Below are 13,316 nucleotides of genomic sequence, written 5' to 3'. Positions count from 1 at the left end.
ATGGTTCTTTGGTAAACATACTCCGTAAGGCTCCCGCTTATTTCGGCTGAATTTCATATTCGACGTTGATGATGCAGCTGGGCATTCTTCGTAATCAAAGCGGACTTTTTGAACAACTTCTAGTAGATTTATTGCAAATGCTAGGTTTACTTCCGTCTCTACCGGGCATACTGATAGACATGAGAGAGTTGCAGGCAACGTGATCAGAGAGCCGAGGGGGAGAACGGAATGAGCAGAAGAATTGTAAAGCAAATTGGACTTATTATTGTATGTCTTATGATGATTATCATGATGTGGGAAGGTCAGAAAACGGATGCAGCTGTGGCGGCCACAGCAATTCCAGAACAATCGATTCGCTTGCGTATTCTAGCAAACTCGGATGCACCGGGAGATCAATTGGTGAAACGCGAGATTCGGGATGCTGTCGTTGCTCAGATGGGCGAGTGGGTAGCCGAACTGGAGAATCCGCAAAGTCTGGATGAAGCGCGCAAGGTGATTCGTGAGCATTTGTCCGAGATTGAGAATAGAGTAGGAGAAGAGTTGGCCAGTCGCGGTTTAAATTATGAGTATCAGGTGGAGTTGGGTTCCGTTCCGTTCCCGACCAAACTATATGGTGGCACTGTGTATCCTGCCGGAGATTATGAAGCGGTTCGGATTACGCTGGGCGAAGGAAAAGGTCAGAACTGGTGGTGTGTGTTGTTCCCGCCGTTGTGTTTCATTGATGCAGGGACCGGGGATGCACTGGCGAAACCTTCAACGGTATCAGCCGCAGCGGCTGAACCAGGAGATGCAGAAGCATCTGTGCAGGGAGACACACCGGAAGCGAGATTCTTTCTGTGGGATATGGCTGTGAAACTGTGGAGTTGGGTAACTGGATTGTTCGCATAACAACGTATTTATAAAATAGTAGAGGGCGACTTCGATTCAGGAAGCTGCCCTTTTGATATGAATTAGTGGTGAATTTCCGGGCGAAGTTTGAAGGGCATCCGAGTTGGGACAGGTATGTTATAATTGCTTATATTGAATATGGATATGAACTAACCTACTTGAAGTTTAGGAATGATGATATATGAGCAGAGAAAACGAACCAGTGCAACACACCTCTGAGATGAGGGATGGTAGAGAAGAACGTGATATGAAAGCTCCGGGAGAGCTGGTCACTGAGATGTGGGATGTACGCGTCTTGGTGAGCGCTGAGAACGATCACGGATTGGGTAATATTGAATTATTGGATGTGAAAAAGGGGAGCGCCGATCAACAGGCGCTCGCCGACTTGCAGGCTGCCGCAGCCTGCATTCGTCTCGGTCAGACGGTGGCCTTTCCGACCGAGACGGTCTATGGCTTGGGTGCTGATGCGCGTAGCACAGCAGCCGTGGAGGCTGTATTTGTCGCTAAAGGCCGACCTTCCGACAATCCACTGATTGTGCATATCGCGCACCGTGACCAGTTGGATACGCTGGTCACGGAAGTGAACGAAACGGCGGAAGCGCTGATGGCGACCTTCTGGCCGGGACCGCTGACGCTGGTGCTGCCGGTTAGGCCGGGGGCGGTGTCCCCGCGTGTCACCGCCGGTCTGGACACGGTGGCCGTGCGCATGCCGGACCACCCGGTGGCCTTGCAGTTGATCGCCGCGGCGGCATGCCCTGTGGCTGCGCCAAGCGCCAACCGCTCCGGGCGGCCAAGCCCGACACTCGCGTCTCATGTACGCGAGGATCTGGATGGCCGCATCGGCGGCATTGTGGACGGCGGCCCCACCGGGGTGGGCGTCGAGTCCACGGTTGTGCAGGTCGGTGACGACGGTACCGTCACCATCCTGCGCCCTGGCGGCATTACGGCGGAACAACTGTCCGCCGTTGCCGCCCGTGTCGCCACGGACCCCGCGCTACTCGCGGAGGGGGCCGATGGCGTGGGCAGCCCGGCGCCGCGCTCGCCGGGCATGAAGTACACGCACTACGCACCCGCAGGGGCGCTGTGCGTGGTGGAGGGGCCGCCCGCAGCGGTGGCGGCCTGGATCAGCGCCGCCCTCGCAGAGGCGGCGCAGCGCGGAGAGCGCACCGCTGTGCTGGCGTTCGCCGAGCACGCGGAGCAGTACCGCGCCGATGCCGTGTTCTCGCTGGGCGACGCCAGCGAGCTGGAAGAAGCAGCGCGCCGGCTATACGCCGCGCTGCGCAGCTGCGATGAGCAAGGCGCCACATATATTGTGGCTGAAGCCTGCTCACGCGAAGGGCTGGGAGCAGCCGTCATGAATCGGCTGCTCAAGGCTGCGGGGAACCAACTCATACAAGTTGGCAACCAGCGCCTCTTATAACCTCTCCTGATCATACAGTCAGGAGAGCTACTCAAACTTTTTCCAAAACAAAATCAAGATTCTATAAAGCCAGCATCTGACCAGAGATCCGTCGCCGTTTGCCTTTCATCGGTCATGTTTAGGTCCTTGTCCGCATATCGTGTACAAGAACCTTTACGTGACTTGGGGGTATGGGGATGTGGGATGTGTCTGTCCATGTAGGGCAGTTGGTAACCATTTTGATCATGGCTATTGCGCTTGGCCTCGATGCGTTCTCACTCGGGATCGGAATTGGCATGAAGGGCATTCGGCTGCGGGATGTATTGCGAATCAGTATTGTAACGGCGCTATTTCATATCATCATGCCGCTCATCGGCATGTATATGGGCAAATACGTCAGCTCCCTGCTCGGTGACATTACGACGTATGCGGCAGGTGGATTGCTTGTTTTGCTGGGTGCTCATATGATTCTGAATGCATTCCGTGAAGGCGATACAAAGCTGGTGGACCACCGTTCCCTGCTCGGCGTTGTTTTGTTCTCCCTCAGCGTAAGTGTGGATTCATTCTCCGTTGGCGTATCCTTAGGGATGTTTAGCAGTGATCTGATCTTAACTGTACTTGCTTTCGGTGTGTGTGGCGGGGTGATGTCGGTTATGGGTCTGCTATTAGGCCGTCGGGTGAGCCAGAATCTCGGGGATTACGGCGAAGCCATTGGTGGCGCAATCTTGCTTGCGTTTGGACTTTTGTTTATATTTTAGAATAAAACTTGAGATATCATATCATTCGCATCATATGTAAAATGGGGAGGCTAACACAATGAAACATATTTTATTCGTATGTACAGGAAATACGTGCCGCAGCCCCATGGCAGAGGGGCTTTTGAGAAAACTGGCATCGGAGCGTGGCATTCAGGTAGAGGTTCGCTCCGCAGGTGTGGCAGCAACGTCGGGTATGCCGATCTCCCGACACGCTGAAGCGGTTTTGAGAGATCATAACGTTGAAGGTCCACCTCATTCCACACAGCTTAGCTCTAACCTGGTAGGTTGGGCCGATCTGGTTCTTACATTAACACGGAGTCATAAGCAGCATGTCATGCAGGTTTTTCCCGATTCAGTCCACAAAACCTATACATTGAAAGAATATGTGGAGGATGATGAACAGGTATTAAGTGATGTTCAGGAGTTGGACAGCCTGTTTGCAACGCTTGAGATGAAACGTGCCCTTGGCCAAGAGATCCTGGCATCGGAGCGTGAGCGAGCCATTGAGATTAGACAACGAATTCCAAGTTTCGACATCTCCGATCCGTTTGGAGGAAGTCGTGATGATTACAATATAGCTGCAGCTGAGATTCGGACGGCATTGGACCGGCTTTTGGATAAGCTGGGATAATTCTGATCCTGCGAGGCAGGTTATAGAAATAGGACACGTGATGTAAATTAACCGTTGATTTTAGCCGCGGGTTGTTTTATGATGAAGGGGAAAACAGGGATCCGGTGTAACTGGCGACGAAGTGGGCATAACCACGATGGAGCACCGGAACAAACGGCCGGTCGCCTGGGCAAAAGAGCAATTCTGCGTTACCCGCAGACTGCTCTTTTTTTCGTCTTTCATCTGATTATTCGCTATAATAGTACCTGAGATGCCGTGCAAGAATACGAAGGACAACCAAGAGACAGCGGGCATGATTTTATCGGGAGGCGATAATAGGATGACTATAGAGTTAGATTCGGAACAACCCGGATTGCAGGAACAGACCGCGTCTATTCTGCATGAACTGGCGCTTGCCGGACAGCTTGGGCCTGGACAGATCGTTGTGATCGGTACAAGCACAAGTGAAGTCGCAGGCGCTCGGATTGGTACGAGTGGTGCCATTGAAGTGGCGCAGCAGCTTCTTGCGGGTATACGCGAGGTGCAGGAAGAGTTCGGTTTTGACACGGTATTCCAATGTTGTGAGCATCTGAACCGTGCGCTGGTAATGGAACGTTCTGTGCTTACTCGACTTGGATTGACCGAGGTTGGTGCAGTACCCGTGCCCAAGGCCGGAGGTTCAATGGCATCCGCAGCATATCGTTCGCTGACCGATCCATGCCTGGCTGAACATGTGCAGGCCCATGCGGGACTGGACATTGGGGAGACGATGATTGGGATGCATCTCCGGCATGTAGCCGTACCCTATCGTACAGCGCTTCGCTATGTTGGAGATGCTCGTGTAACCACAGCGTTGACCCGTCCGAAGTTGATTGGCGGCGAACGCGCGGTGTATCGTATGGAAGAACAACCAGATTCGACATTTTGTGACTAACATATAAAGCGAGACTAATTGGGTTACACTCCTGACTTTGATTGCATCACCATCTTCCGATCGCTGTTATCCCCAGATTTTTTAATTCCCTATTTAAAAGGGGAAATCCGGTGATAAAGGCGACCACTTCGTTTCTTCAGATTGGTGTTGCACTCGCCGTTTTCGTGTAAACATTAGTTTCACTTTATAACTTCACTTATAACTGGGAGGAATTTAATCATGGAACAATTGCGCAAGAATGACCCGGCAGTACTGGAAGCGATGAATCTTGAACTGAAACGTCAACAGAACAACATCGAACTGATCGCATCCGAGAACATCGTAAGTGAAGCAGTAATCGAAGCAATGGGATCTGTTCTGACCAACAAGTACGCTGAAGGATATCCAGGTAAACGTTACTATGGCGGTTGTGAGCATGTGGACATCGTTGAAGACATCGCGCGTGATCGTGCAAAAGAATTGTTCGGAGCAGAACACGTGAATGTTCAACCTCACTCCGGTGCACAAGCGAACATGGCAGTTTATCTTGCAGCGTTGAAACCTGGTGATACTGTACTTGGTATGAACCTTGCCCATGGTGGACACCTCACACACGGTAGCCCGGTTAACGCATCTGGTTTGCTGTACAACTTTGTGGCATACGGCGTACAGGAAGATACATTCCTGATTGATTATGATGAAGTACGCAAAGCGGCTTTCAAACACCGTCCTCGTCTGATCGTTGCAGGTGCAAGTGCATATCCGCGTACCATTGATTTTGAAAAGCTAGCTTCCATCGCCAATGATGTAGGCGCTTTGTTCATGGTGGACATGGCTCACATTGCAGGATTGGTTGCTGCTGGTTTGCATCCAAACCCGGTTCCACATGCGCATTTCGTTACAACAACAACACACAAAACGCTGCGTGGACCTCGTGGTGGTATGATTCTGTGCCGCAAAGCGTGGGCAGCAGCGATTGATAAAGCCGTATTCCCAGGTTCCCAAGGTGGACCTCTGATGCACGTGATCGCTTCCAAAGCGGTAGCATTCGGAGAAGCTTTGCAACCTTCGTTCAAAACATATGCACAGAATGTCGTGAAAAACGCACAGGTTCTGGCTGAAACACTGATCGCTGAAGGATTGAACATCGTATCCGGTGGTACAGATAACCACTTGATGCTGATCGACACACGCAGTGTGAACATCACAGGTAAGGAAGCTGAGCATGTGCTTGATTCCATCGGTATTACCGTGAACAAAAATGCCATTCCATTCGACCCTACAAGCCCGTTTGTAACAAGTGGTATTCGAATTGGTACACCTGCTGCAACTTCCCGTGGCATGAACGAAGAAGCGATGGTTGCTATTGGTAAGATCATTGCCAAAACGCTGAAAAATCCAAAAGATACAACGAAGCTGGATGAAGCCCGTGCAGAAGTGACTGCACTGACAGACCAATTCCCGCTCTATACAGATCTTAAATACTAAAAAACTTTGCTCATGCTGTTTGTATTTGAGATGTTCTTAAAATGGGATACAAAAAAACGAAGCAGACAGAATGAGACCGCAGAAGCGAAGCGTTCGCCTTTATCCCCGGATTTTTCCCTTGTTAAAAGGAGAATAAAAAAAATCTGGGGATAACAGCGATCGAAGGATCATTCTGTAGGCGGAGTGCCATTGTATTCATCATTTTCATTTTCTTAACGACATAACAGCAGGAGCAAAACAGGACCGGATGGATCATTTTCCGGTCCTGTTTTTTATAGGATTCGGTAATCTGTAATGATTGGGTGCCCTTTGATGGTGTAATTCGTTGTTGGTGATGATATAATATACAGGATTTATCGAGCCCATGAATGGTGGCTAGGTATATTTGGAAATGCTGAACATGAAGAACTTACCGGAGGGACAAATTAGATGGGAAAATTAGTAATATGTGATCACCCTTTGATTCAACACAAACTGACGTTTATACGCGACATGCGTACGAATACGAAAGATTTTCGTGAATTGGTGGATGAAGTAGCAACGTTGATGGCTTATGAGATTACAAGAGATGTTGAACTGGAAACGATTGATGTACAGACACCTGTAGCTGCAACACAAGGTAAAGTTATCTCTGGACGTATGCTCGGACTGGTGCCGATTCTGCGCGCAGGACTCGGAATGCTGGATGGCGTTGTGAAATTGTTGCCAGCGGCAAAAGTTGGACATGTGGGTCTGTTCCGTGACCCGGAAACACTGCAACCGGTAGAATACTACACCAAACTGCCTACAGACGTAACAGAGCGTCAATTGATTGTAATTGATCCGATGCTGGCAACGGGTGGTTCGGCAATTGCAGCTATTGACGTGCTCAAAAAACGTGGCTGTACCCAAATCAAGATGATGAACCTGGTTGCGGCACCGGAAGGCGTAAAAGCTGTGCAAGATGCACATCCCGATGTGGACATCTATGTAGCAGCATTGGACGACCGTCTGGATGATCATGGTTATATCGTTCCAGGGCTTGGAGATGCAGGAGACCGTCTATACGGCACTAAATAAGCATATCGCATGCTTTGTAAGAGGTTGTTCAAAAAGTCCAATTTTGATTACGAAGGATGCCCAAGGGCATCATCGGCATCGAATATGAAATTCAGCCGAAATGTCCGTTGCTCACGTAGTTTTCCCTACGCTCCGCTACTCCATTTCTACCTTCATTCCATATTCTTGGTACTGAAAACCGGACTTTTTGAACATGAACTTATAGAAAAGGGGCTTTGCTCGAATGTCCAACAAAATTAAAGTTATGACGATCTTCGGGGTGCGTCCGGAAGCCATCAAGATGGCTCCGCTTATTTTGGAATTGCAGAAACACCCTGAGTCTATTGAATCTATTGTTTGCGTAACTGCGCAGCATCGCCAGATGTTGGATCAGGTACTTGAAGTTTTCGACATTCATCCCGATTATGATCTGGATGTGATGAAGGACCGTCAGACATTGAATGAAATTACAATTCGTGTTCTTGGCGGTCTGGAGCCAGTGTTAGCCGAAGCTAAGCCGGATATTGTACTGGTTCACGGGGATACATTAACTACCTTTGTAGCGAGCTACGCAGCATTCCTGCAACAGATTCAGGTAGGACATGTGGAAGCGGGGCTGCGGACGTGGAACAAGCTGTCTCCATATCCGGAAGAGATGAACCGTCAGCTGACGGGAGTACTGGCTGATCTACACTTTGCGCCTACGGATTGGTCTTCTTCCAATCTTGCCAAAGAAAATAAATCGGAGTCTAGTACGTACGTCACAGGCAACACGGTAACAGATGTGTTTCAATATACTGTACGGGAGGACTACACACACCCGGTACTTGATTGGGCCCAAGGCAAACGCCTTGTGCTGATGACAGCTCATCGCCGTGAATCTCAAGGCGAGCCTCACCGCAACATTTTCCAGGCCGTCAAACGGATTGCCGACGAATTCGAAGATATTGCCATCGTGTACCCGGTGCATCCAAGTCCTGCTGTGAAGGAGCCGGCTCACGCGATCTTGGGGAATCATCCCCGTATTCAATTAATTGATCCACTAGACGTGGTGGATTTGCATAACTTTTACCCGCACACTCACTTGATTTTGACCGATTCAGGCGGTTTGCAGGAAGAAGCACCTTCGTTTGGTGTGCCTGTGCTCGTATTGCGCGATACAACAGAACGCCCGGAAGGTATTGAAGCCGGAACGCTGGAATTGGTAGGTACCGAAGAGGAACGTGTGTATGAACGGACCAAAGCTCTGCTCACAGACAAAACCCTGTATGCAAGCATGAGCCAGGCTGCCAATCCATACGGTGATGGACATGCTTCGGAAAGAATTGTCAATGCGATTTTGCATCATTTCGGTGTAAATAGTGAACGTCCGGAATCATTTCACAGAAAATTCAAAAAATAATACATTTTTTCTGACGGATTTATAAAGGGCAAGCATACAGTTAAACTGTACGGTTTACGCGGGTTTATGGGCTTTGAGGGTCTGTATTCCCGTCGTTTCCCCCTTTAAAACGCTAAAATCATTCAATTGACAAAGGCTCTCATCATTCAGTAAAATTAACTGGGATTGCAAGGGTGGCGTGGAAAATGGCCGATTCGAACAAACCAAATTCATCCCGTAACCATGACGATAATGTATGGAAAGCGATGGGACTCGTGACAGCTTTTGGGATCGAGATTGCCATTCTCGCTGTTGCCGGATATTACGCTGGCTCCTGGTTGGACAAGACCATCGGAGGTAACGGAATATGGATCGCCGTAAGCGTTCTCTTTTTTCTTGCGGCAGGCGGTGTAAGCATCTACTTTATCGCGAAAAAAATCATGGGGGAAAGTGATGAGTGAACTAACCAGATACCGCAGATCGATGACTGTTTTCGTCATGTACTTTCTTATGATTTGTTTTCTCGCAGCGGCCTTTATGCCACGTGTGGAGACAATTGCTTTGGGACTGGCCCTGGGTACAGGAGTTAGCTGGATCAATGCATTTTACCTGGGCTACAAAGTAAGGAAAATGTCTGATGATGCGGCAGAAGGTAACTTGAAGCGTGTCAACTTGGGATTTTTGACAAGAGCGGCATTCGCTGTGCTCGGTATATTCATATCGATGCGCTTTCCGCAGTACTTCAATACATATGCGGTTGCAGGCGGTCTCGTCATTGCACAATATTCCTTATTGATTATAGGGATTGTCTATTCCCGCAGAGCAGAATGATGTTAAGGGCTGCAGCTTTCAAGTCGAGAAAGGGGTGAGAAAAATATGCATGAAGCTCCAATTATTATGCTTGGCGGATTTCGACTGGATCTATCGGTTCTGTTGATGCTGGTAGTTACAGGTGCAATTGTTTTTATTTTTGCTGTACTGGCAACACGGAGATTATCCGTTGAAAATCCCGGCAAGCTGCAAAATTTTATGGAGTGGGCAGTAGAATTCGTCCGCAATCTGATTTCCAGTACAATGGATATGAAGAAAGGTAAACATTTTATCTCTCTCGCTCTTTCCATGATTATGTTCATTTTTGTAGGGAACATGCTCGGACTTCCGCTCGTGGCTGTATCTGAGGTAACAGATGTTAATCAGGCACAGGTATTCGGTAAGCCGATTGTTACAGCGGTGGAGGCGTTTGAAAAAGCGCATGCCAAGGACCCTGAAGCACACCCACACGTTGAACTGGCCTGGTGGAAATCACCAACAGCCGACTTGTCTGTAACGATGGGACTTGCTCTCGTAGCGTTCCTTGTATCTCATGGACTTGGATTGTTCCGTAACACCAAAGGGTATCTCCAGCATTACTTCAAGCCATTCGCCTTGTTCTTGCCAATCAACTTGATTGAGACGGCATCCAAGCTGTTGACACACGGTATGCGTTTATTCGCGAATATCTTTGCAGGTGAGGTACTGATCGCAACGATCCTGAAACTGACCACATTCAAAGTGTTTGGTGCTATTGCAGCGATTCCGCTACTTATGGTGTGGCAAGGCTTTAGTATCTTTATCGGCGCGATCCAGGCATTTGTGTTTGTTATCTTGATGATGGTATACATTTCACAGAGCATCGAGACGCATGACGAGCATTAAGTTTCAAGCCCTACGAAGATTTCTTCACCAGGCTGAACAATAAAAAATTCGATTTATCATTTTAAGGAGGATATACAAATGGGAGCAATGGCATTAATCGCAGCAGCAATTGTTGCAGGACTGGGCGCGTTTGGCGCAGGTATTGGTAACGGTATGGTAATCAGCAAAACGGTGGAAGGTATTGCCCGTCAACCGGAAGCAAAATCCACTCTTCAAACAACAATGTTTATCGGTGTAGGTTTGATCGAGGTATTGCCGATCATCGGTGTGGTACTCGCGTTCATGTTCTACGGTATGGCTTAATCAAATTTTAAAGGTTTGGCGGGGAAGGCCATAGCCATCCGCGCCTTCTTTTTAGGTAATGTCCGTTCTAACGGATGACGTTTCAAGGATACCTCCAGGAAGGAGTGAACAGATTGAGTTTCATATGGGAAAATACGCTTCTTGCGATTGTTGCATTTGCAATTTTATATTGGCTGCTTAGCCGTTATGCCTTCGGGCCTTTGTTCTCCATTATGGAAAAACGTCGTGAACTCGTGATGACGCAGATGAATGAGGCTGCACAGACTCGGGAACAGGCCATTGCCTATGTGGAGGAACAAAAACAAGCTCTTGAACAAGCACGTCAAGATGCTTACGACATCATTGAACAGTCCAAACAAACAGGTGGCAAACAAGCTGAATCGATTTTGGCTGATGCAAAAGCTGAAGCTAATCGTCTGAAAGACGATGCAGTACGCGAAATCGAGAGCGAGAAGAACAAAGCAGTCGCAGCACTTCGCAGCGAACTGGGTACAGCTTCCGTTCAGATTGCATCCAAGTTGATCAAAAAAGAAGTTGAGAACGGTCCTGCACAAGAAGAGCTTGTGAACCAATACCTCAATGAGGTAGGAGGCCGACAATGAGCCGCGATACGATAGTTGCCAAGCGTTATGCGAAAGCATTGTTCGAAGTTGCTCTTCAGCAACAGCAGGTGCTTGAGGTTGAACAGGAACTGGTTGCGGTAGTCAGTGCATTGACCGGAGATGCAGATATCGAGAAATTTATCGTATCTCCTAATATCTCTGATGAAGTCAAGCAGAACGTGCTTCACTCAAGTCTTGATGGTAAGGTATCCGAACCTGTCCTTCGTACAGTTTTGTTGTTAATTGAACGCGGACGCGTTGAATTGCTGGGAGACTTGCTGAATGATTATCGGAAGATCCAAGGTGAGTCGCTGGGCATCGCTGATGCACGTGTCTACTCCACTTATGCGTTGAATGATGAAGAAAAAGAAGCGGTAGCCCGTGAATTCGGTGGCCGTGTGAATAAAAAGATTCGTATCGAGAACATTGTTGATCCGACTCTGCTGGGCGGATTGAAAGTCGCCATTGGCGATACGATCTATGACGGCAGCTTGGCTGGCAAGCTCGAACGTCTTGAGCAGTCTTTTAACAGACGAGTACAGTAGATTGGGGTGAGGACACTTGAGTATCAAACCAGAAGAAATCAGTACATTAATTAAGAGCCAAATCGAACAATACAAGACCGATATCGATGTAGTCGAAGTCGGAACGGTAATCGAGGTTGGTGATGGTATCGCTCGTGTTTACGGACTTGAGAACGTCATGTCCAACGAGTTGGTTGAATTCCCAAGCGGTGTTATGGGACTCGCCATGAACGTCGAAGAAAGCAATGTCGGTGTCGTTATCCTGGGACCTTACTACGATATTCGTGAAGGTGACCAAGTGAAACGTACTGGTCAAATCATGCAAGTGCCTGTAGGCGAAGCATTGATTGGACGCGTTGTGAACCCGCTCGGTATTCCTGTAGATGGCAAAGGGCCAATCGCTACAACGGAATTCCGTCCGGTTGAAGGTAAAGCACCAGGCGTAATGGATCGTAAATCGGTTCATGAGCCGATGCAAACAGGGATCAAAGCCATTGATGCAATGGTTCCAATCGGTCGTGGACAACGTGAGTTGATCATCGGTGACCGTCAAACAGGTAAAACATCCATCGCGATTGATGCGATCCTGAACCAAAAAGGTAGCGGCATGAAGTGTATCTATGTGGCTATTGGTCAGAAACAGTCTACGGTTGCTCAAGTTGTGGAAACTCTTCGTCGTAAAGGCGCAATGGAGTACACAATCGTTGTAACTGCAGCAGCTTCCGATCCATCACCACTCTTGTACATCGCACCGTATTCCGGATGTTCGATGGGTGAGTACTTCATGTACAAAGGCGAGCACGTTCTGGTTATCTATGATGACTTGACCAAACAAGCCTCTGCATATCGTGAGCTTTCCTTGTTGCTTCGTCGTCCACCGGGCCGTGAGGCTTATCCGGGTGACGTCTTCTACCTGCACTCCCGTTTGCTGGAGCGTGCTGCGAAGCTGAATGATGAACTGGGTGGTGGTTCTTTAACCGCACTGCCGTTCATTGAAACACAAGCCTCCGACGTATCAGCATACATTCCAACGAACGTAATCTCTATCACGGACGGACAAATCTTCCTGGAAGCTGACTTGTTCAATGCTGGACAACGCCCGGCAATCAACGTAGGTATTTCCGTATCTCGTGTCGGTGGTTCTGCTCAGATCAAAGCGATGAAAAAGGTTGCAGGTTCCCTGCGTCTCGACCTCGCTCAATATCGTGAGCTTCAAGCGTTCTCCCAGTTTGGTTCCGATCTGGACAAAGCGACTCAGGCTCGCCTGAATCGTGGTGCACGTATGATGGAAATCCTGAAGCAAGGTGTAAACCAGCCTCTGGCCGTAGAACAACAGGTGGTCAGCTTGTACACAGCCGTTAAAGGATTCCTGGATGAAATTCCTACAGGTGATGTGACTCGTTTCGAAGGTGAGTTCCTTGCCTTCATGGAGAGCAGTCATCCGGAAATTCTTGCATCCATCCGTGATACTAAAGAATTGACTGCAGACAACGAAAATGCACTGAAAGGTGCAATTGAGAAGTTCAGAAAGAGCTTTGCTGTCTCTGTCTAAATAAATGACTGCAGGTGCGGAGTTGTCTAACCGATTCCGCATGTCTGCATGTAATACTTTGACTCTGTCAAAAAAGATGATGCTTACGATGTAGTTTTGACTTTGTCAAAACTAGTGGTGATGCTTACGAAGTAACTTTGGCTTTGCCAAAGTTTTGAGGTGGTG

15 protein-coding genes and 1 riboswitch are annotated in these 13,316 nt (G+C 48.6%); all 15 genes read left to right on the top strand.

Annotated elements, in window-relative coordinates; translation table 11 throughout:
- Window positions 1–228 precede the first annotated feature (228 nt).
- The 15 genes from spoIIR (at window position 229) to atpA (ending at window position 13,151) form a co-directional block, all read left to right on the top strand.
- Window positions 229–888: a stage II sporulation protein R gene (spoIIR, locus tag MHI55_RS28450; protein WP_076254010.1), complete on the top strand. Its 660-nt coding sequence runs from the start codon at window positions 229–231 to the stop codon at window positions 886–888.
- Between the two features lie 247 nt (window positions 889–1,135).
- Window positions 1,136–2,308: an L-threonylcarbamoyladenylate synthase gene (locus tag MHI55_RS28445; protein WP_256720188.1), complete on the top strand. Its 1,173-nt coding sequence runs from the start codon at window positions 1,136–1,138 to the stop codon at window positions 2,306–2,308.
- A 176-nt stretch (window positions 2,309–2,484) separates the two neighbouring features.
- Window positions 2,485–3,045: a manganese efflux pump MntP family protein gene (locus MHI55_RS28440; RefSeq protein ID WP_036667772.1), complete on the top strand. Its 561-nt coding sequence runs from the start codon at window positions 2,485–2,487 to the stop codon at window positions 3,043–3,045.
- A gap of 58 nt (window positions 3,046–3,103) precedes the next feature.
- Window positions 3,104–3,676, top strand: a complete 573-nt coding sequence (locus tag MHI55_RS28435; protein WP_036612575.1) for a low molecular weight protein arginine phosphatase — start codon at window positions 3,104–3,106, stop codon at window positions 3,674–3,676.
- Window positions 3,677–3,772: 96 nt separating this feature from the next.
- Window positions 3,773–3,854: riboswitch (ZMP/ZTP riboswitch) on the top strand.
- 141 nt (window positions 3,855–3,995) lie between these two features.
- A complete protein-coding gene (locus MHI55_RS28430; protein ID WP_076254013.1) occupies window positions 3,996–4,589 on the top strand; it encodes a TIGR01440 family protein in 594 nt (197 codons plus the stop codon).
- Window positions 4,590–4,805: 216 nt separating this feature from the next.
- Window positions 4,806–6,056 (top strand): serine hydroxymethyltransferase, encoded by a 1,251-nt coding sequence (gene glyA, locus MHI55_RS28425; RefSeq protein ID WP_076254015.1) that lies wholly within the window; start codon window positions 4,806–4,808, stop codon window positions 6,054–6,056.
- Between the two features lie 429 nt (window positions 6,057–6,485).
- On the top strand, window positions 6,486–7,115 hold the full coding sequence (gene upp / locus MHI55_RS28420) for a uracil phosphoribosyltransferase (protein ID WP_017691929.1): 630 nt from the start codon (window positions 6,486–6,488) through the stop codon (window positions 7,113–7,115).
- A gap of 223 nt (window positions 7,116–7,338) precedes the next feature.
- Window positions 7,339–8,496 (top strand): UDP-N-acetylglucosamine 2-epimerase (non-hydrolyzing), encoded by a 1,158-nt coding sequence (gene wecB, locus MHI55_RS28415; RefSeq protein WP_036667768.1) that lies wholly within the window; start codon window positions 7,339–7,341, stop codon window positions 8,494–8,496.
- 185 nt (window positions 8,497–8,681) lie between these two features.
- The gene (locus tag MHI55_RS28410; protein WP_017691931.1) at window positions 8,682–8,936 is read left to right on the top strand and encodes an AtpZ/AtpI family protein; all 255 of its coding nucleotides are present in this window, start codon (window positions 8,682–8,684) and stop codon (window positions 8,934–8,936) included.
- A complete protein-coding gene (locus MHI55_RS28405) occupies window positions 8,929–9,306 on the top strand; it encodes an ATP synthase subunit I (protein ID WP_017691932.1) in 378 nt (125 codons plus the stop codon). The genes MHI55_RS28410 and MHI55_RS28405 overlap by 8 nt, the downstream gene beginning before the upstream one ends.
- A 45-nt stretch (window positions 9,307–9,351) precedes the next feature.
- Entirely contained in the window at window positions 9,352–10,170 is an 819-nt protein-coding gene (gene atpB / locus MHI55_RS28400; RefSeq protein ID WP_017691933.1) for a F0F1 ATP synthase subunit A, read from the top strand.
- 78 nt (window positions 10,171–10,248) lie between these two features.
- Window positions 10,249–10,473, top strand: a complete 225-nt coding sequence (atpE, locus tag MHI55_RS28395) for a F0F1 ATP synthase subunit C (protein ID WP_017691934.1) — start codon at window positions 10,249–10,251, stop codon at window positions 10,471–10,473.
- Between the two features lie 113 nt (window positions 10,474–10,586).
- Window positions 10,587–11,075: a F0F1 ATP synthase subunit B gene (gene atpF, locus MHI55_RS28390; RefSeq protein ID WP_036612568.1), complete on the top strand. Its 489-nt coding sequence runs from the start codon at window positions 10,587–10,589 to the stop codon at window positions 11,073–11,075.
- Entirely contained in the window at window positions 11,072–11,620 is a 549-nt protein-coding gene (locus MHI55_RS28385; RefSeq protein ID WP_036667767.1) for a F0F1 ATP synthase subunit delta, read from the top strand. Before atpF ends, MHI55_RS28385 begins: the two co-directional genes overlap by 4 nt.
- A 16-nt stretch (window positions 11,621–11,636) precedes the next feature.
- Window positions 11,637–13,151 carry a F0F1 ATP synthase subunit alpha gene (gene atpA / locus MHI55_RS28380; protein ID WP_036612563.1) on the top strand — a complete coding sequence of 505 codons (1,515 nt, stop codon included), beginning with the start codon at window positions 11,637–11,639 and terminating at the stop codon, window positions 13,149–13,151.
- Window positions 13,152–13,316 lie beyond the last annotated feature (165 nt).

The organism is Paenibacillus sp. FSL E2-0151, assembly GCF_037993015.1.
GTDB lineage: Bacteria > Bacillota > Bacilli > Paenibacillales > Paenibacillaceae > Paenibacillus > Paenibacillus amylolyticus.
This window is presented reverse-complemented; position numbering and strand designations above follow the sequence as displayed.